We start from the raw sequence: 17499 nt of genomic DNA, 5'->3' as shown, positions 1-17499 counted from the left end.
CGCGCGGTTACCCATCCGGCGAATGTTTCACTCCTGTTTCCGGAGCACCTTCGCCAACGCGGTAGCCACGGTCGCCGCCTCGGCCGCCGACATCAGGCCGGTGAAGTGCCGCTGGATCCCGTCCAGATAGACCGGCGCCGCCTCGCGCAGCCGCTGCCGGCCGGCGTCGGTGATCGCGGCGTGCGCGGACCGGCGATCGTCCGGATTGCTCTCCCGGACCACCAGACCGGCCCCGACGAGCTGGTCGACGACCCGGCTGACCCGGGTGCGGCTGACCACGGCGCGCTCCCCCAGCTCGCCCATGCTGAGCCGGCCGTCCGGCGCGTGGTGCAGCTCCAGCAGAACGTCGTACCAGGTCAGCGGCAGTCCGCAGGTCGCCTGCAGGGTGCGGTCGAGAACCGGCACGACGGTGGCGTGCACCCGCAGCAGGGCTGCCCAGGCAACGGTGTCGGTGTCGCTCATCACCTCAGCGTACCGAAAACTTGTGCGTGCGCACGCACTGGGCGTAGAAATGTGCGTGCGCACGCACTTCCATCGCGATTGAAGGAGTCACCGTGAAACTGCTGCACATCGCCGCCTCCCCGCGCGGCGAGCGGTCCGAGTCGCTCGCCCTCGCCGACACCTTCCTGACCGCGGCCCGGGAGGCCCAGCCGGGCCTGGAGGTCGAGGAGTGGAACCTGTGGGACGGCACGCTGCCGGCCTTCGGCCCGGACGCCGCCGCCGCGAAGATGGCGGTCTTCGCCGGCGAGGAGCCCACCGGCCCGGCCGCCGACGCCTGGGCCGCCGCGATCGCCGCCTTCCACCGTTTCGACGCCGCCGACCGCTACCTGTTCAGCGTCCCGATGTGGAACGCCGGCGTGCCCTACATCCTCAAGCAGTTCATCGACGTGGTCAGCCAGCCCGGCCTGGTCTTCGGCTTCGACCCGGCGGACGGCTACACCGGTCTGCTGCGGGGCAAGAAGGCGGCGGTCGTCTACACCAGCGCCGTCTACGGCCCGGACCGCCCGCCGGCCTTCGGCAGCGACTTCCAGGCCACCTACTTCGCCGACTGGCTCCGCTGGGCCGGCGTCCACGACCAGGCCGAGATCCACTTCCGCCCGAACCTGGCCACCGCCGACGCCGCCACGGCCCGCACGCTGGCCCACGCGGAGGCGCGCGAGCGGGCCAAACTCTTCCTCCAGCCCTGACCTCCGCCGGTCGCGGTCACCGGCTGGGCCTGACGGGTGCCTCGGAGCGGCCGAAACACCCCTGAGGCCCAGCCGGACCGGCGGGAGGCGCGCTGCGGCCTGGACCACGGCGCGCTTCGCGGGTGTGGACCGACGATCGGGCGTGGGAGGCGCTTGGAGGATCCGGTCCGCGGTCAGGCGGGCGTCGTGGCGAGGGTCGCCTTGACCGTGCGGGTGAGGTCGTCGCCGAGGACCTCCGGGGCGCCGGCCTCCACGGCGTCCAGGGCCAGCTTGGCCACCACGGCCGGGTCGGTCTTGCGGTCGGCGGGGATGTCGGCGGCCATGTCGGTGTCCATGTAGGCGACGTGCAGGCCGGTCACCGTGATGCCGCGCGGGGCCAGCTGTTCACGGGTGGCGTTGGTGAGCGCCCAGGCGGCGGCCTTGCCCGCGGAGTAGGAGCCGTAGGCGGCCGGGTGCAGCCAGGACAGTACGGAGAGGACGTTCAGCACCGCTCCCCCGCCGTTGGCCTCGATCACCGGGGCGAAGGCGCGGGTGGCGGCGAGCGTACCGAAGAAGTTGGTCTCCAGCTCGGCTCGGATCAGGTCGAGGTCGCCGCCGAGCAACGGCTGGCCGGTGGCGACGCCGGCGTTGTTGATCAGCAGGGTGGCGTCGGCGGCGGTCGCGGCGGCTTCGGCGACCGAGACCGGGTCGGTGACGTCGAGGCGCAGCGGGATGGCGCCGGGCAGGTCGATCGACTCCGGGCGGCGGGCCGCGGCGTAGACCTTGGCGCCGCGCTCGAGCAGCTGGGCGGCGAGGTGGCGCCCGAAGCCGCGGTTGGCGCCGGTGACGACAGCGGTGGCGGTGGTGAGTTCCATGCGGTTTAGATTACGAGCATAATCTAACGGCGGCAAGGTAATAGATGACACACGTAATCTATAGTTGAGGGCATGGGACGGGTATCGCAGGCGCAGGCCAGGGAGAACCGGGAGCGGATCGTCGCGACGGCGGCCGGGCTGTTCCGGGAGCGGGGCATCGCGGGGGTGAGCGTCGCGGACATCAGCGCCGCGGCGGGGCTCACCCACGGCGGGTTCTACAAGCAGTTCGAGTCCAAGGACGCGCTGGTCACCGAGGCGATCGGGTATGCCTTCGCGGAGCAGGCGGCCCGGCTCACGGCCGGCCTCGGGAGCGGACGTGACGAGAGCGACGCCGGGCCGCGGAGCGCGGGAGCGGCGGAGGCACGGGACGGGCTGGACGACGCGGAGCGGCGGGCGCTGCTGGACGCGTACCTCTCGATCGGACATCGGGATGAGCCGGCCGTGGGCTGCCCGACTGCCGGATTCGCGGGCGATGTCGCCCGCGCAGCGGGGGGCGAGGCGGCCCGGCACGCCTACGCCGCGGGGGTCGAGGCCTACGCCCGGCTGCTCGGCACGGACGGCGAAGCGGATCTGGCCGCGGTCAGCACCATGGTCGGCGCGCTGATCCTGGCCCGGGCGACCGCGGGAACCGGTCTCTCCGAGCGGATCCTGACGGAGGCACGAGCGGCTCTCAGCTGATCGGAAGACCTCGCTGAAGCAGGTCGAGCGCGTCGATCATGCGGTCGAAGTCGACGTCGTCGATGGTGGCCTGGCCGGCCATCCGGCCCGGCGGCACCATGGCCAGCACCACGCCGGCGATGGCGCCGCTCATCGTCCGGACCCGCAGGTCGTCGGCCGGCAGCCCGCACCGCTCGCCGACCACGTCGGCGAGCAACTCGAGCGCTTCGGCGATCTGGCTCATCGCCCGGGCCCGCAGCTCCGGCACCTCGGAGAGGAGTCGCTGCCGGCGGCGCTCGCTCTCCAGCGCCTCGGCGGTGAGGCCGGCGAAGACCTCGCGCATGCCGCGCCGGACCGCCTCGATCGGCGGCACCTCGGGCGGCTGGGCGCGGACCGCGGCGACCAGCATCGGGTCGTAGTCGTCGGTCAGGATGACGTCTTCCTTGGCCGGGAAGTACCGGAAGAACGTGCTCGGCGAGACCTCGGCCGCCTCCGCGATCTGGTCCACGGTGGTCGACGCGAACCCCTGCTCCTCGAACAGCCGTATCGCGTGCTCGCGGATCGCGGCCCGGGTCTTCGCCTTCTTGCGTTCGCGCAGGCTCGGGGTGGCTGTCATACCCCCGATTCTGCCAGCACCGGCTGCTCGGGATCGCCGGCCGGGCGGCGGGTGTGCCGGGGCAGGATCAGCACCAGCAGCACCCCGGCCGCGGCGACCGCCCCGGTGGTGACCAGCGCGGCGTCCATGCCGTGGGTGAACGCGTGCCGCACCGTGTCGAGCAGCCCGGGGTCGCCGGACCGCTGGGCGACCGCGACCCCGGAGGCGGCGTTGTCCCGGGCGGCGGCCGGCAGCCCGGCGGCGCCGACCCGGTCGCGGTAGCCGGCGTTCAGCACGGTGCCCAGCACGGCCACCCCGATCGCGCTGCCGACCTGGCGCATCGCCTGGATCAGACCGTTGCCGACGCCGCTGCGTTCCGGGGTGAGCGCGCCGAGCGCCGCGTTCATCGCGGGCGGCAGGGTGAAGCCGAGCCCGATGCCGGCCACCGTGATCCAGGCGGCGACGTAGCCGTAGCCGGTGTCCACGCCGGTCCGGGAGCCGGCCAGCAGCGCGCCGGCGATCAGGGCCAGCCCGGCGCCGATCACCAGCCGGGCCCCGCACCGGGCGACCAGCTTGTCGGCGAGCCGGGCGCCGACCAGCAGGCCACCGATCACCGGGAGCAGGCGCAGGCCGGAGCCGAACGAGTCCTCGCCGCCGACCGCCTGGAACAGCTGCGGCAGCGCGAAGAGCAGCCCGAAGAAGGAGAAGCTGGCGACCGTGGCGAGCACCACCCCGCCGGTGAAGCCCCGGGAGCGGAACAGGTCGAGGTCGATCAGCGGGGCGGCGGCCCGGCGCTGCCACCGGACCAGGAGCAGCAGGGCGAGCAGGCCGCCGGCGATCGGAACGAGCGCGCCCGGGTCGGTCACGCTGCGTTCGCCGGCCTCGATGATGCCGTAGGTGAGGCCGACCAGCCCGGCCGCGGAGAGCAGCACGCCCGGCAGGTCGAGGCGGCGGCGCCGGTCGCCGTGCGACTCGGGCACCCAGGCGACGATGGCCAGCAGGCCGAACACCACGATCGGCAGGTTGATCAGGAAGACCGAGCCCCACCAGAAGTGGTCCAGCAGCCAGCCGCCGAGCAGCGGGCCGAGCGGGATGCCGAGCGCGTTCGCGGTGATCCAGATGGTCAGCGCGCGCGGGCGGTCCTTCTCGTCGAAGACCACGGTCAGCACCGCGCCGATCAGCGCCATGATCACCGCCGAGGAGAGGCCGAGCACCGCGCGGGCGGTGATCAGCTGGCCGCTGGTGGTGGCGTAGGCGCACCAGGCCGAGGCGGCGCCGAACAGCGCCAGGGCGCCGAGCAGGAAGCGCTTGCGGCCGTACCGGTCGCCGAGCATCCCGGCCGGCAGCAGCGCGGCGGCCAGCACCAGCAGGTAGGAGTTGGTGAACCACTGCAGGTCACCGGTGGAGGCGCCGAGGTCGCGGGCCAGGGTCGGCAGCGCGACGCTCAGCACCGTGCCGTCGAGACCGACGGCCAGCGTGCAGAAGCAGAGTGCGGCGAGCGCGAACCAGCGCGCCTGGGAAGTAGCCATGAAATGACAGTAACTCTCAAAATCTAGTCACTTCCAGTTTCCTCAGAGTCCTCTCAGGCTGGCGCGTCTTCCCTACAGTTCTCCCTGGTTGTGTGAAGATCTTGGATGGCGATGTGGGGGTGGGGATTGCCATGAAGAAGGTGCTCGGCTGGGTCCTGCTGTTCCTGCTGGTCTTCTGGATCGGCACGAGCCCCGGACCGGCCGCCGACGTGGCCCGCAGCATCTGGGACGGGATCACCAACATCTTCACCAACATCGGCACGTTCTTCGTCGAGCTGGCGAACGGCTGACCCCTGAAGATCAAGATCCATATTTACGCAGGTCCGCCGGGGTGCGGATCGCATGCTCCCGGCACCCCTCTGTCAAGGGGTTGGTGTGAGGGGTGTTTTAGGGTGGTGGTTGGCGGGTCCGGGTTGTGACTTTTCCGAAGTGTCGATCTTGGGGTTTGGGTCGGCCGCGCTGGAGTTCAGAGTCGCCCCCGTGTGTCCTCCCGGACCCGTCGCTGTCTGTTGTGCCGTGTGGTCGTCTTTGATCATTTGGCGGTAGACGGTGTCGGACAGGCGTCGTTTCAACGCTCGCATGGCTTCCATCGCGGTTTTGCCTTCGGCGCGTTTGCGCTGGTAGTAGGCGCGGCCGGGGGTGTCGAAGCGGAGCTGGGTGATGGCCATGATGTGCAGGACCCGGTTGATGCGCCGGTTCCCGGCCCGGTTGAGCCGGTGATGATGGTTGTCGCCGGAGGACACGTCGATGGGGGCGGTGCCGTTCCAGGTGGCGAAGTGCCCGCGGGTCGGGAAGCGGCTGATGTCGCCGATGTCGCCGAGCAGGCGGGCGGCGCCGGAGGGGCCGATGCCGTTGAGGCTGGTCAGCTGGGTGCCGGTGGCGGCCAGCACGGTCTTCAGCTGCCGGTTGGCTGCTTTGATCTTGGTGTCCAGGGTGGTGAGCTCGTCGGCCAGGTCGCCGGCCAGCTGATAGCGGGTGGCGGTGACGATGTCGCCGGCCGGGACGCTGACGCGTTCGAGCAGGGTGCGGGCCTGGTCGGTGGTCAGGTTCTTCTTCGCGCCGCCGGGGATCAGTTCGAGCAGTAGCTGGTGCAGCCGGTTGATGGTCTCGGTGCGGGTGGCGCCGAGCTGGTCGCGGCGGTCGGCCAGCAGCCGCAGCGCGACGGTGGCGCCGTCGGCGTGAACGCGGCGCAGGCCCGGGGTGCGCAGGGCGGTCACCGCGATGTGGTGCGCGTCGTGACCGTCGGTTTTACGGCCGTGCCCGGTGTCAAAGTTGCGGGCTTTCGCGGCGAGTTTCGCCGGGACGTCCAGCACGGTTTCGCCGTCGGCGACCAGCCGCTGGGCCAGGTGCCGGCCGATGCCGTTACAGCCCTCGACCGCCCACACCCGGCCGGCGTGACGGCGGCCGGCGGCGAGCATCTGCTGGTAGCCACCGGTGTCGGTGCCGTACCTGCCACGGGCCAGCACCTGTTCACGCTCGTTGATGATCTCGATCGTCGCGGACCGCTTGTGCGGATCGACTCCAATGATCAGCTGACCCATGTACCCGTTGACCTTCCCGTCGTCGCGGCAGAACCACACCAGCGGGAGGGCAACGCTACTTACAGCTGGGCAAACCCCTCTTCAGCCACTCCGCGCCACGGTGACCGGCAGGGTCCAAGCCGGGAGAGAGCCACACCCCGCCATATGAGTGGGCAGCGCGGGCCTGAGCACCCTACCGATCACCTCGACCAAGCCTGGCCGGGCCGCGGTCGTACACCAAATTCTCTTTAAGTAGCGCGGGCCGGGCACGGCGATCTGGCCGCTGGCGCGTCCAGAACGATCGCCGCACCCTGCACGGTCCGCGGGTAGTTCCGGAGATCAAAAACGAAGGCGCGGCCCCCGCGGGGGCCGCGCCGTTCCGTTCCCGCGCCCGCCTCGCGCTCCGTGGGTGACGGACCGCGAGGCGGCCGGCGGTCAGACCGTGCGGGCCAGGCGGTCGGCCAGCAGCTTCGCGAAGCGGGCCGGGTCCTCCAGGTCGCCGCCCTCGGCGAGCAGCGCGGTGCCGTACAGCAGCTCGGCGGTCTCCGGCAGGGCCGGGTCCTCGGCGCCGCGCTCGTACGCCGACCGGAGCCCGGCGACCAGCGGGTGGTTCGGGTTGAGCTCCAGGATCCGCTTCACCCGCGGGCCCTCCTGGCCCATCGCCCTATACATCTTCTCCAGCGCCGGCGTGATGTCGTCCTGGTCGCTGACCAGGCAGGCGGCCGAGGTGGTCAGCCGGTGCGACAGGCGCACCTCCTTGACCTGCTCGTCCAGCTTCTCCTTGAGGAAGCCGAGCAGCGGGCCGAAGTCGCCCTCCGGCTCCTTCTCCTCCTCGTCCTTCTTCAGGTCGACCGAGCCGCGGGCGATCGAGCGCAGCTTCTTGCCGTCGAAGTCCGGCACCGCGTCGACCCAGATCTCGTCGACCGGGTCGGTGAGGATCAGCACCTCGTACCCCTGCTCGGCGAACGCCTCCATGTGCGGCGAGTTCACCACCTGGGCGCGGCTCTCCCCGGTCAGGAAGTAGATCTCCTCCTGGCCCTCCTTCATCCGCTCCACGTAACCGGCGAGGGTGGTCGGCTCGTCCTGCGCGGTGGTCGCGAAGGACGCGATCTCCAGGATCGGCTTGTGGTTGTCCGGCTCGCTGAGCAGGCCCTCCTTGACCGCCCGGCCGAACTCGCGCCAGAACGTCGCGTACTTCTCCGGGTTGCTGGTCATCAGGTCCTTGATCGTGGACAGGACCTTCTTGACCAGCCGGCGGCGGATCATCTGGATGTGCCGATCCTGCTGCAGGATCTCCCGGGAGATGTTCAGCGACAGGTCGGCCGCGTCCACCACGCCCTTGACGAAGCGCAGGTAGTCCGGGATCAGCTCCTTGCTGTCGTCCATGATGAAGACGCGCTTGACGTAGAGCTGCAGGCCGCGGCGGGCGTCCCGCTGGAACAGGTCGTGCGGGGCGCGGGACGGGATGAAGAGCAGTGCTTCGTACTCGAAGGTGCCCTCCGCCTTCATGTTGATGATCTCGAGCGGGTCGGTCCAGTCGTGGCTGATGTGCTTGTAGAACTCGTGGTACTCCTCGTCGGTGACCTCGCTGCGCGGCCGGGCCCAGAGCGCCTTCTGCGAGTTCAGCGTCTCGTCGCCGAGCCGGATCGGGAACGAGATGAAGTCCGAGTACCGCTTGACGATCTGCTTGATCCGCCACTCGTCGGCGTAGTCGTAGAGCGCGTCCTCCTCGTCCTTCGGCCGCAGGTGCAGGGTGACCGTGGTACCGACCGGCGCGTCCGGCGCGTCGTCGATCGTGTAGGTCCCCTCGCCCGCCGACTCCCAGCGGGTGCCGTGCCCCTCGGTGCCGGCCTTGCGGGTCACCAGGGTCACCTTGTCGGCGACCATGAACGTCGAGTAGAACCCGACGCCGAACTGGCCGATCAGCTCGGCCTCGCCCTTCTTCTCGGACGCCTCCTTGAGCTTGGCCAGCAGATCGGCGGTCCCGGACTTGGCGATCGTGCCGATCAGCGCCACGACCTCCTCGCGGGTCATCCCGATGCCGTTGTCCCGGACGGTCAGCGTCCGCGCCTCGGTGTCCGCCTCGATCTCGATGTGCAGGTCGGAGGTGTCCGCCTCCAGGCCGTCCTGCAGCTTGGCCAGGCGCAGCTTGTCCAGCGCGTCGGACGCGTTCGAGATCAGCTCACGCAGGAAGATGTCCTTGTTCGAATAGATCGAGTGGACCATCAGCTGCAGCAGCTGGCGCGCCTCGGCCTGGAACTCCAACGTCTCCATCGTCACCCGTTTCCGTCCTTGTGCGGTGTTTCCCGGCCGATCGTATGACGGCCGCCGGGCCGCCCGGTCAGCAGCACGGGAAAGACCCTCCGAACCACACCGGACTGTCCGTTCGCCGATAGTCCGGCATCGACCTCTGTTGTTGAGTTCTCCCGAGATCGATCTGGGGGGACATGCATGCGTATACATGGCGGGTGGTGGGCCAGAACGGCGGCCACCCTGGTGATGTGTCTGTTCGCGGGCGTCGCGGTGGCGGTGCACCGGCCGGCGCCGGCCGCCCCGCCGGCGCCGCCGGATCCGCACGCCGGGCACATCATGCCGCGGGCCGTGCCGGTGGCGGTGACCACGCCGCTGCCGCTGCCGCGCACCGGCTGGGTGGCGACCGCGGACAGCGGGCAGTCGACCGCGGCCCGGGTGCTCGACGGGGACACCACGACCGCCTGGCTGAGCGGGACCGGCGCGCTGCCGCACCGGGTGGCCCTGGACACCGGCAACCGGGTGGCCGTCAGCGGGCTCACCTACCTGCCCCGGACCACCGCCAACGGGCGGATCGGGCAGTACCGGGTGGAGGTCAGCGACGACGGGACGACGTGGAGCGCGCCGGTCGCCACCGGCACCTTCGCCGACGACGCGACGCTCAAGACGGTCACCTTCACCACGGTGATCACCCGGCACGTCCGGCTGGTCGCGCTGACCGAGGCGGGCGGGCGCAGCACCCGCTCGGCGGCCGCCGAGATCAACCTGCTCGGCGGCACCGACCCGGCCCTGCCGCGGACCGGGTGGACCGTGGCGGCCGACAGCGAGGAGACCGCCGCCGAGAACGGCGCCGCCGCGAACGCCCTGGACGGGAACACCGCGTCGATCTGGCACACCGCGTGGAGCGTGGCGCCGGCCGCGCCGCTGCCGCACACCTTCACGGTGGACATGAAGGTGACCAACCTGGTGTCCGGGCTGAGCTACCTGCCCCGGCAGGACGGCGGCCGGAACGGCCTGATCGGCCAGTACCGGGTGGAGACCAGCATGGACGGGGTGAGCTGGGCGCCGCCCGCGGCCACCGGCGCGTTCGCCGACAGCCAGGCCGCGCAGACCGTCACCTTCGCCCCGGCGCTGGCCCGGTACGTGCGGCTCACCGCGCTCACCGAGGCGGGCAACCGCGGCCCGTGGAGCAGCGCCGCCGAGATCAATCTGCTCGGCCGGACCGATCCGACGCTGGCCCGGACCGGCTGGACGGCGACCGCCGACAGCCAGGAGACCGCGTCCGAGAACGGGGCGGTGGCCAACGTGCTGGACGGCGACCCGGCCACCATCTGGCACAGCGCGTGGAGCGGCACCCCGGCCCCGCTGCCCCACGCGGTCACCGTCGACCTGCACGCGTCGGTGCTGGTCGGCGGCCTGGCCTACCTGCCCCGGCCGGCCGCGTCGGCGAACGGGCGGATCGGCCGCTACCAGATCGCCACCTCGGCGGACGGCACCACCTGGACCGACCGGGTCAGCGACGGCGTGTTCGCGGACAGCCCGGCCCGGCAGACGGTGATCTTCCCGCCGGCCCGGGCCCGGTACGTCCGGCTCACCGCGCTCACCGAGGCCGGCACCCGCGGCCCGTGGAGCAGCGCCGCCGAACTCGACCTGCTCGGCCCGAGCGGCTCGGTGGTCCCGAAACGCGGCGTATGGAGCGCCCCGGTCGGCTTCCCGCTGGTCCCGGTGGCCGCCGCGCAACTGCCCAACGGCAAGATCCTGACCTGGTCGGCGTTCCGGCCGGACTCGTTCAGCGGCGGCACCGGGCAGACCCTGACCGCCACCTACGACCCGGCGACCGGCGTGGTCACCCAGCGGATGATCACCGAGACCGGGCACGACATGTTCTGCCCCGGCATCTCCACCCTGCCGGACGGCCGGATCCTGGTGACCGGCGGCAACAACAGCGAGAAGACCAGCGTCTACGACCCGGCCACGGACGCCTGGACGGCCGGCCCGGCGATGACCACGCCGCGCGGCTACCAGGCCAGCACCACGCTGGGTGACGGCCGGGTGTTCACCATCGGCGGTTCGTGGAGCGGCGGCTGGGGCGGGTACAACGGCAGCCCGCACAAGGCCGGCGAGGTGTGGTCGCCGTCGGCCGGGTGGACCGCGCTGCCCGGCGCGGACGCCGCGCCGATGCTGACCGCGGACGCCAACCCGAGCGGCGACTACCGCAAGGACAACCACGCGTGGCTGTTCGCCTGGTCCGGCGGGAAGGTGCTGCAGGCCGGCCCGAGCAAGGCGATGAACTGGTACAGCACCAGCGGCACCGGCGGGGTCAGTCCGGCCGGGACGCGCGGCGACGACGGCGACGCGATGAACGGCAACGCGGTCATGTTCGACACCGGCAAGATCCTGACGATCGGTGGCGCGCCGAACTACGAGAACAACGACGCCACCGCGAACGCGTACCTGCTGAGCATCGACGGGACCACGGTGACCAGCCGGAAGGCGGCGCCGATGGCGAACACCCGGGCGTTCCACAACAGCGTGGTGCTGCCGGACGGCAAGGTGGCGGTCTTCGGCGGGCAGAACTATCCGGTGCCGTTCTCGGACAACACCGCGGTGCTCAGCGCCGAGCTGTTCGACCCGGCGACCGAGTCGTTCAGCACGCTGTCACCGGCGGCGATCCCGCGCACCTACCACAGCGTCGCGCTGCTGATGCCGGACGCCCGGGTGTTCACCGGCGGTGGCGGGCTGTGCGGCACCGGGTGCGCGACCAACCACTTCGACGCGGAGATCTTCACCCCGCCGTACCTGCTCACCGAGGACGGCAAGCCGGCCCCGCGCCCGTCGATCACCACCGCCCCGGCCAGCGCGGCGAACGGCGCGAGCATCACGGTCAGCACCGACAAGGCGGTGAAGTCGTTCGCCATCGTCCGGATGGGCACCGCCACGCACAGCGTCGACACGGATCAGCGCCGCCTGTCGCTGACCCCGACCGCGGTCACCGGCGGCTACCGCCTCACCATCCCGGCCGATCCGGGTATCGCCCTGCCGGGCTATTGGATGCTGTTCGCCCTGGACGCCAAGGGAGTCCCCAGCGTCGCGAAGACCATCCACATCGGCTGATCACCGGCGCGGGTTGAGCTCCGGAACAACCCGCGGGCAGTGAAGGGGGCCGGTGATCGTCCGGGACGCGCCAGCGTCCTGATCGCCGGCCCCCGGCCCGCGCTACTTAGCGATCCGCACCCCGCCAGGCCTGCGTCACTGAAGAATGGGCTGGTAAGACCGCCGGACGATCAGCAGCCCGGACCGGCGGCCATCCCTTTCACGATGCGATAGCGCGAGATATCGCCCGAGACATACGGGCGCAGCTGCGCGATCTTGGTCGGGTCGGTGCCGTTCATCGCGATGAAGCCGACGATCGCGGTGTTCACCGTGCGGCAGGTCGCCTTGTCCGCGACCATCCGCGCCTGCGCCTCCAGCTTCGGCGGGTTCAACGCGGTGTAAGAAGTGCCAGCGATACTCATCGTCACCGCACAGGCCGTTGCCATCTCGATCAAGCGCACGGGAGGAGGCTAGTGATGATCACTGCGAGTCACACTGGCCCGTTCGGGCAGGATCGCCGGTACGGAAAGCAACGCAGCGTGACGGTGTGCCATTCCGGAGGAATGAATCCCCGTGAGGCTTTACGCGAAGCCTGCCGCTTTCATACCGTGATTACTCGGAGCAACGGTCTGATAGCGCTGGAGGATCCCATGCGTCGTGCCGCTGTCGTTCTCGCCCTCGTCCTCGCCGGTCTCTGGATCGCGTCGCCGGCGCAGGCGTTCGCCCACAACAACGTCCACAACACCTACCTGCACGCGGTGCTCGACGGCCTCACCCTGCTGGTCGTCTCGGCGCCGGTGTGGACCGCGATGCTGTGGAGCGGCCACCGCAAGTGGCTGCTGGCGGCTCTGATCGCGGTGGTGCAGATCCCGGCCGCGGTGATCGGTTTCGTGCCGATCGTCAACCCCTACCTGCACCTCGCGCTCTTCCTCGCGGCGATCACGCTGACCGCCGTCTCGCTGCGGATCGTCCGCAACCAGGCCCGCGCCACCGCCCTGGCGCCCGCGGACCGCTAAGTCAGGGTCCGCACCCAGTCCCCGGTGGACGCGCGCACGGCCAGGCCGATCACGGCCTGGCCGTCTTTTATCAGCTCGACCTGCGGGCAGCCGTCGGCCGCCGGGTGCCAGCGTCCGCCGGCGTCCCGGACGGCGTGCCGCCGGCAGTGCTCCTCGTCGACGAAGCCCCAGGCCATCAGCAGTTCCCGGTCACCCAGCGAGTACCGCCCGACGCTGGCGATCCGGGTGCCCTCGGGGCGGCGGAAGAACTCGGCGCGCAACCCGGGCACGTGCTGGCCCTCGAACGCGGCGTCGTGCTCGGTCCGATGCGCCACGAATTCCGACAATTCGGGTAAATCCACGAAGATAGTCAAGCACACCCCGGCCCGGAACCCGGTCACATCGATCTCGTCATCCGTTGTGATCCGGTGGTAACGAGACTGTCGGGCAGCGCCCCCACAATGGCCTGGTGGTGACCGAGACGATGATGCCGGTCAACGGCATAGAGGTGTGCCTGGAAACCTTCGGTGAACGCACCGATCCGCCGCTGCTGCTCCTCGCCGGGGAGGCCAGCTCGATGGATTGGTGGGACGACGAGTTCTGCCGCCGGCTGGCCGCCGGCGGTCGCTTCGTGATCCGCTACGACCATCGCGACACCGGCCGGTCCACGCCCTTCCCACCCGGCGCGGCGTACTCGGGTGTGGACCTGATGAACGACGCGCTCGGCGTCCTGGACGCGCTCGGCGTGCCCGCCGCCCACCTGGTCGGGCTCTCCCTGGGCGGCGCCCTCGCCCAGCGGATCGCGGTCGCGCACCCGCACCGGGTGCTCACCCTGACCCTGATCGCGACCAGCGCCGGCCTCGGCCCGGACGCCACCCCGGTGCTGGCCGGGGTGGGCGCGGTCGCGGTGCGCGCGCCGGCCGCCACCGAGGTACGGGTCCGCGCCGCCGCCGACGAGGTGGACTGGTCGGACCGGCGGGCCGCGGTGGCCGGGCTGATCGCCGAGGTCAAGGCCCGGGGCGGCCCGTTCACCCCGGACGATCCACACCTGCGCCGCCTCGCCGAGCGGGTCTTCGACCGGTCCGCCGACCTGGGCACGGCCCGGCTCAACCACCGGCGGGCGGGTTACGGCCCACCGGTGCGTGACCGGCTGCCCGGGATCAGCGCGCCCACGCTGATCCTGCACGGCACGCTCGACCAGCGGTTCCCGGAGGAGCACCCGCGCGAGCTGGCCCGGATGATCCCCGGGTCCCGGCTGGTCTGGCTGGAAGGGGTGGGGCACGAGGTCCCGCCGCGAGCGGTCTGGGCCCAGGTGCTCACCGAGATCCTCAGACGTCCCGGCGCATCCCGGTGAGCAGGGCGAGCCCGGTCACCACCGACCCGGCGCACGCCGCCAGATAGCCGAACAGCAGCGCCACCCCGGCCCCGGCGCCCCAGCCGGCCAGCGCGAGCACCACCAGCAGGGCGATCCCGGCCGACCCGGCGGTCAGCACCCACCCGGCCGCCTTCTGTCCCACCGTCCACCGGGCCGACCCGGTGGCGATCAGCATGCCCGCGGCCGGGCTCACCCCGGGCAGCAGGAACGTGCCGCCGATCAACAGTGCGATCGCCGCCGACTCGGAGCCGGCGACCACCGGCGACCGGGCCGGCGCCGGAGCCGCGGGCGGCGCGGACGGCGCCGGTAGCCGCAGGTGCAGCGGCAGGTAGCCGCGCCGGGTCACCTCGGCCAGCTCGTGCGGCGGGCCGAGCCTGGTCAGCACCGGCGTTGGGTCGGCGCCCGGCTCGTGCCGCATGGCGAGGTAGTCGGTCACCGTCTGCATCAGCTCGTCGCGGCGGTGCGGCGGCAGGTCCTCGCTCGCCGCCCAGAGCGCGGCCAGGTAGTCGAGCACCAGGGTGTCGGCGTGAGCCAACGGGGCTGTCGTCATCTCGGTTCCCCCTCCAAGCGTGCCAGCGATGCCGTTCAGCCTCGCCACGCGACGCTTCGCGCACATCGGACCGAAGTAGGGTTCGCCGCTTCTCATATCAGACTTTCGGCCTATGTTGAGGACATGCGCCTGGTGTCTCTGCTGCCCTCCGCCACCGAGATCGTCTACGCCCTGGGGCTCGGTGACGACCTGGTCGGGGTGACCTTCGAGTGCGACGAGCCGGCGGTCGCCCGCTCGTCGAAGACGGTGGTGGTGGGCGGGCGGGACACCAGCGGGATGACGCCGGCCGAGATCGACGACTACGTGCGCACCCAGATGGCGGCCGGCGGCGACCTCTACACGCTGCACGCCGACGCGCTCGCCGAGCTGGCGCCGGACCTGATCCTGACCCAGGACCTGTGCCGGGTGTGCGCGCTGCCGTCCGGGCACGTCGGCGAGGCGCTCACCCATCTCGGCTGCCGGGCGGACGTGCTGAGCCTGGACCCGTATTCGCTGGCCGACGTGCTGGCCACGTTCGTCGAGGTGGCGGCGGCCACCAGCGTGCCGGAGCGGGGCCGGGACCTGGTCGCCGGCCTGGAGAAGAGGCTGACCGAGGTGGCCGCGGCGGTGGCCGGCCGGCCCCGCCCGCGGGTGGCGGTCGTGGAGTGGGTGGACCCGCCGTTCACCGGCGGGCACTGGGTGCCGGATCTGATCACCGCGGCCGGCGGCGAGGCGGTGGCGGCCCGGCCCGGCAAGCGGTCGGTGCAGGTGTCCTGGGCCGAGCTGACCGCGGCCCGGCCGGAGATCGTGCTGGTCACCCCGTGCGGCTACCACCTGGACGGCGCGGTGCGGCAGGCGGAGGCGGTGCTGCCGCACTTCCCGGACGCGCAGGTGTGGGCGATCGACGGCGACGGCCTGGTGGTCCGCCCGGGACCGCGCCTGATCGACGGCGTCGAAGCGATCGCGTCGGTCCTGCACCCGGCGGTCTTCCCGGCCACCCACCCGGGCGTGGCCAGGGTCGGCTGACGACCGACCCGATCAGCGGGCCAAGGCCGGGTGACGCGGCGCTGACCAGCGGGTCTGGGCGGCGGCTCGGATCTGCGAGGCCCGGTGGAGCCAGACGATGTCGCGGACGAAGGACCACGTCAGGGAGGCCAGAGCGACGGCCAGCACGGTCACCGAGGCCCAGTCCGGGAGCAGGCCGGAAGCGACCACGGCGAGCAGGATGCCCTGCTGGGCGGCGACGACCTTGCGGGAGAAACGGGGCGGCAGCGCGGCGTTCAGCCACGGCAGCGCCCAGGAGGCGGCGACGAAGGCGTACCGGAAGGCGCCGATCGCCAGTGCCCACCAGCCGTGGCTGACCGCCGCGTAGACGCTGAGCACCAGGATCAGGAACGCGTCCACCTCCATGTCGAAGCGGGCGCCGAACTCCGAGCTGGTGCCGGTGCGGCGGGCCACCTGCCCGTCCACCCCGTCCATGGCGAGCGCCACGGTGGCGATCGTGACCAGCAGCCAGACCGGCACCGGGTGGCCCAGCACCGCGCTGGTGACCAGCGCGGTCACCCCGCCGGCCAGGATCGCGCGGCTGAAGGTGACCAGGTTGGCCCAGCCGACGAAGGTCATCCCGGCCCGCTGCAGGGCGGCGCCGAGCACACCGCACAGGACCACGCCGTAGGCGATCCCGGCGATCCCCCCGCCCAGCGTCAGCCCCGCGGTCCCGGCCAGCACGGCGAGCAGCACCAGCTGCGCCGCGAACCCGGCGAAGGGCGCCCGGGACGGGGTGGTCGTGGTGGCGGTACTGAGGGTCACCGTGCCTCCTGGACATAGGGTCTAACCGCTGTCCTCCACTCACACGCTTGTCGAGGACTTTCGGTTCAGAGGAGTTGGTTCGTGTTCGACGCGAGGTCCTTTTGGTTGCCTTCCCCCGGTCAGGGGGAGATACGCACCGAATCGGTGCCGGATCCCGGTCCGGGTGAGGTGATGGTGCGCACTCTGCACTCCGGAGTGAGCCGCGGCACCGAGACGCTGGTCTTCCAGGGGCGGGTGCCGGAGAGCCAGTGGGCGACCATGCGCGCACCGTTCCAAGCTGGGGATTTCCCCGCGCCGGTGAAGTACGGCTACCTGAACGTCGGTGTGGTGGAAACCGGCCCGGCCCACCTTGAGGGCCGCACCGTTTTCAGCCTTTATCCGCATCAGACCCGATTCGTCGTGCCGGCGGACAGCGTCACCGTGGTCCCCGACGGCGTTCCGGCCGACCGGGCGGTGCTGACCGGCACCGTGGAGACCGCGGTCAACGCCGTCTGGGACGCCCGGCCGCAGCTCGGCGACCGGATCACCGTGATCGGCGGCGGCATGGTCGGCGCCTCGGTGGCCGCCATCCTGGCCGGCTATCCCGGCGCCGACGTGCAGCTCGTCGACGCCGACCCGGCCCGGGCCGGCACCGCCGACGCGCTGGGCGTCCCGTTCGCGCTCCCCGACGAGGCGGCCGGCGACCGGGACCTGGTGATCCACGCCAGCGCCAACCCGGCCGGCCTGGCCAACGCCCTGACCCTGCTCCGCACCGAGGGCACCGTCGTCGAGCTCAGCTGGTACGGCGACCGTACCGTCCCGCTGCCGCTCGGCGAGCACTTCCACGCCCGGCGGCTGACCATCCGCAGCAGCCAGGTCGGCGGCATCGCCCCGGCCCGCGGCCGCAGCTACGCGCAGCGCCTGGCGCTGGCCCTGGAACTGCTGCGCGACGACCGGTTCGACGCGCTGATCACCGGCCGGTCGCCCTTCGACGAGCTGCCGGAGGTGATGCCGGGCCTGGCCGACGGCAGCCGGCCGGCGCTCTGCCACGTGATCGACTACCCGGCCGGGAATTGATCTTCCCGGGTCGGGTACCCGTTAGAGCAGTAGAGATCAGCGAGCCGAGG

Annotated in this window: 18 protein-coding genes; 8 read left to right on the top strand and 10 right to left on the bottom strand. The window is 71.7% G+C overall.

The window, feature by feature from the left end; translation table 11 throughout:
- Positions 1-27 precede the first annotated feature (27 nt).
- Positions 28-462 carry a MarR family winged helix-turn-helix transcriptional regulator gene (locus tag BJY16_RS21425; protein WP_185041370.1) on the bottom strand — a complete coding sequence of 145 codons (435 nt, stop codon included), beginning with the start codon at positions 460-462 and terminating at the stop codon, positions 28-30.
- Between the two features lie 92 nt (positions 463-554).
- On the opposite strand from BJY16_RS21425, the gene BJY16_RS21420 reads away from it, so the two are divergent.
- Positions 555-1187: an FMN-dependent NADH-azoreductase gene (locus BJY16_RS21420; RefSeq protein ID WP_185041369.1), complete on the top strand. Its 633-nt coding sequence runs from the start codon at positions 555-557 to the stop codon at positions 1185-1187.
- Between the two features lie 173 nt (positions 1188-1360).
- Here BJY16_RS21420 and BJY16_RS21415 read toward each other — a convergent pair whose 3' ends face one another.
- The gene (locus BJY16_RS21415; protein ID WP_185041368.1) at positions 1361-2041 is read right to left on the bottom strand and encodes an SDR family oxidoreductase; all 681 of its coding nucleotides are present in this window, start codon (positions 2039-2041) and stop codon (positions 1361-1363) included.
- Between the two features lie 72 nt (positions 2042-2113).
- Here BJY16_RS21415 and BJY16_RS21410 point away from each other — a divergent pair, with 72 nt between their 5' ends.
- Positions 2114-2719 carry a TetR family transcriptional regulator gene (locus BJY16_RS21410; RefSeq protein WP_185041367.1) on the top strand — a complete coding sequence of 202 codons (606 nt, stop codon included), beginning with the start codon at positions 2114-2116 and terminating at the stop codon, positions 2717-2719.
- Here the strand turns inward: BJY16_RS21410 and BJY16_RS21405 are convergent.
- Together BJY16_RS21405 and BJY16_RS21400 are read right to left on the bottom strand one after the other, a co-directional pair.
- The gene (locus BJY16_RS21405; RefSeq protein ID WP_185041366.1) at positions 2712-3314 is read right to left on the bottom strand and encodes an acyl-CoA-like ligand-binding transcription factor; all 603 of its coding nucleotides are present in this window, start codon (positions 3312-3314) and stop codon (positions 2712-2714) included. The genes BJY16_RS21410 and BJY16_RS21405 overlap by 8 nt on opposite strands.
- Positions 3311-4822 (bottom strand): MFS transporter, encoded by a 1512-nt coding sequence (locus BJY16_RS21400; protein ID WP_185041365.1) that lies wholly within the window; start codon positions 4820-4822, stop codon positions 3311-3313. The genes BJY16_RS21405 and BJY16_RS21400 overlap by 4 nt, the downstream gene beginning before the upstream one ends.
- Positions 4823-4914: 92 nt before the next feature.
- On the opposite strand from BJY16_RS21400, the gene BJY16_RS21395 reads away from it, so the two are divergent.
- Positions 4915-5112, top strand: a complete 198-nt coding sequence (locus BJY16_RS21395) for a hypothetical protein (protein WP_185046997.1) — start codon at positions 4915-4917, stop codon at positions 5110-5112.
- 72 nt (positions 5113-5184) lie between these two features.
- Here BJY16_RS21395 and BJY16_RS21390 read toward each other — a convergent pair whose 3' ends face one another.
- Together BJY16_RS21390 and htpG are read right to left on the bottom strand one after the other, a co-directional pair.
- Complete coding sequence (locus BJY16_RS21390; protein ID WP_311775284.1) at positions 5185-6402, bottom strand: IS110 family RNA-guided transposase; 1218 nt, start codon at positions 6400-6402, stop codon at positions 5185-5187.
- Between the two features lie 375 nt (positions 6403-6777).
- Positions 6778-8622: a molecular chaperone HtpG gene (gene htpG / locus BJY16_RS21385; protein ID WP_185041364.1), complete on the bottom strand. Its 1845-nt coding sequence runs from the start codon at positions 8620-8622 to the stop codon at positions 6778-6780.
- A gap of 171 nt (positions 8623-8793) precedes the next feature.
- Between htpG and BJY16_RS21380 the strand changes: the two genes are divergently transcribed.
- Entirely contained in the window at positions 8794-11706 is a 2913-nt protein-coding gene (locus BJY16_RS21380; protein ID WP_185041363.1) for a galactose oxidase family protein, read from the top strand.
- A 170-nt stretch (positions 11707-11876) separates the two neighbouring features.
- Here BJY16_RS21380 and BJY16_RS21375 read toward each other — a convergent pair whose 3' ends face one another.
- Positions 11877-12146 (bottom strand): hypothetical protein, encoded by a 270-nt coding sequence (locus tag BJY16_RS21375; protein WP_185041362.1) that lies wholly within the window; start codon positions 12144-12146, stop codon positions 11877-11879.
- Positions 12147-12335: 189 nt separating this feature from the next.
- Here BJY16_RS21375 and BJY16_RS21370 point away from each other — a divergent pair, with 189 nt between their 5' ends.
- The gene (locus tag BJY16_RS21370) at positions 12336-12701 is read left to right on the top strand and encodes a hypothetical protein (protein ID WP_185041361.1); all 366 of its coding nucleotides are present in this window, start codon (positions 12336-12338) and stop codon (positions 12699-12701) included.
- Here BJY16_RS21370 and BJY16_RS21365 read toward each other — a convergent pair.
- The gene (locus BJY16_RS21365) at positions 12698-13015 is read right to left on the bottom strand and encodes a hypothetical protein (protein ID WP_185041360.1); all 318 of its coding nucleotides are present in this window, start codon (positions 13013-13015) and stop codon (positions 12698-12700) included. The genes BJY16_RS21370 and BJY16_RS21365 overlap by 4 nt on opposite strands.
- Positions 13016-13149: 134 nt before the next feature.
- Here BJY16_RS21365 and BJY16_RS21360 point away from each other — a divergent pair, with 134 nt between their 5' ends.
- Complete coding sequence (locus BJY16_RS21360) at positions 13150-14034, top strand: alpha/beta fold hydrolase (protein ID WP_239177858.1); 885 nt, start codon at positions 13150-13152, stop codon at positions 14032-14034.
- On the opposite strand, the gene BJY16_RS21355 is transcribed toward BJY16_RS21360, so the two are convergent.
- On the bottom strand, positions 14009-14605 hold the full coding sequence (locus BJY16_RS21355; RefSeq protein ID WP_185041359.1) for an HAAS signaling domain-containing protein: 597 nt from the start codon (positions 14603-14605) through the stop codon (positions 14009-14011). The two genes, BJY16_RS21360 and BJY16_RS21355, sit on opposite strands and share 26 nt — an antisense overlap.
- Positions 14606-14728: 123 nt before the next feature.
- On the opposite strand from BJY16_RS21355, the gene BJY16_RS21350 reads away from it, so the two are divergent.
- Entirely contained in the window at positions 14729-15610 is an 882-nt protein-coding gene (locus BJY16_RS21350) for an ABC transporter substrate-binding protein (RefSeq protein ID WP_185041358.1), read from the top strand.
- Positions 15611-15622: 12 nt separating this feature from the next.
- Here BJY16_RS21350 and BJY16_RS21345 read toward each other — a convergent pair whose 3' ends face one another.
- Positions 15623-16393: a CDP-alcohol phosphatidyltransferase family protein gene (locus BJY16_RS21345; RefSeq protein ID WP_185041357.1), complete on the bottom strand. Its 771-nt coding sequence runs from the start codon at positions 16391-16393 to the stop codon at positions 15623-15625.
- Between the two features lie 171 nt (positions 16394-16564).
- Here BJY16_RS21345 and BJY16_RS21340 point away from each other — a divergent pair, with 171 nt between their 5' ends.
- Positions 16565-17449, top strand: coding sequence for a zinc-dependent alcohol dehydrogenase (locus tag BJY16_RS21340; RefSeq protein ID WP_239177859.1), 885 nt, complete (start codon positions 16565-16567; stop codon positions 17447-17449).
- The last annotated feature ends 50 nt before the right edge of the window (positions 17450-17499 follow it).

This window comes from Actinoplanes octamycinicus, from assembly GCF_014205225.1.
Classification (GTDB): domain Bacteria; phylum Actinomycetota; class Actinomycetes; order Mycobacteriales; family Micromonosporaceae; genus Actinoplanes; species Actinoplanes octamycinicus.
This window is presented reverse-complemented; position numbering and strand designations above follow the sequence as displayed.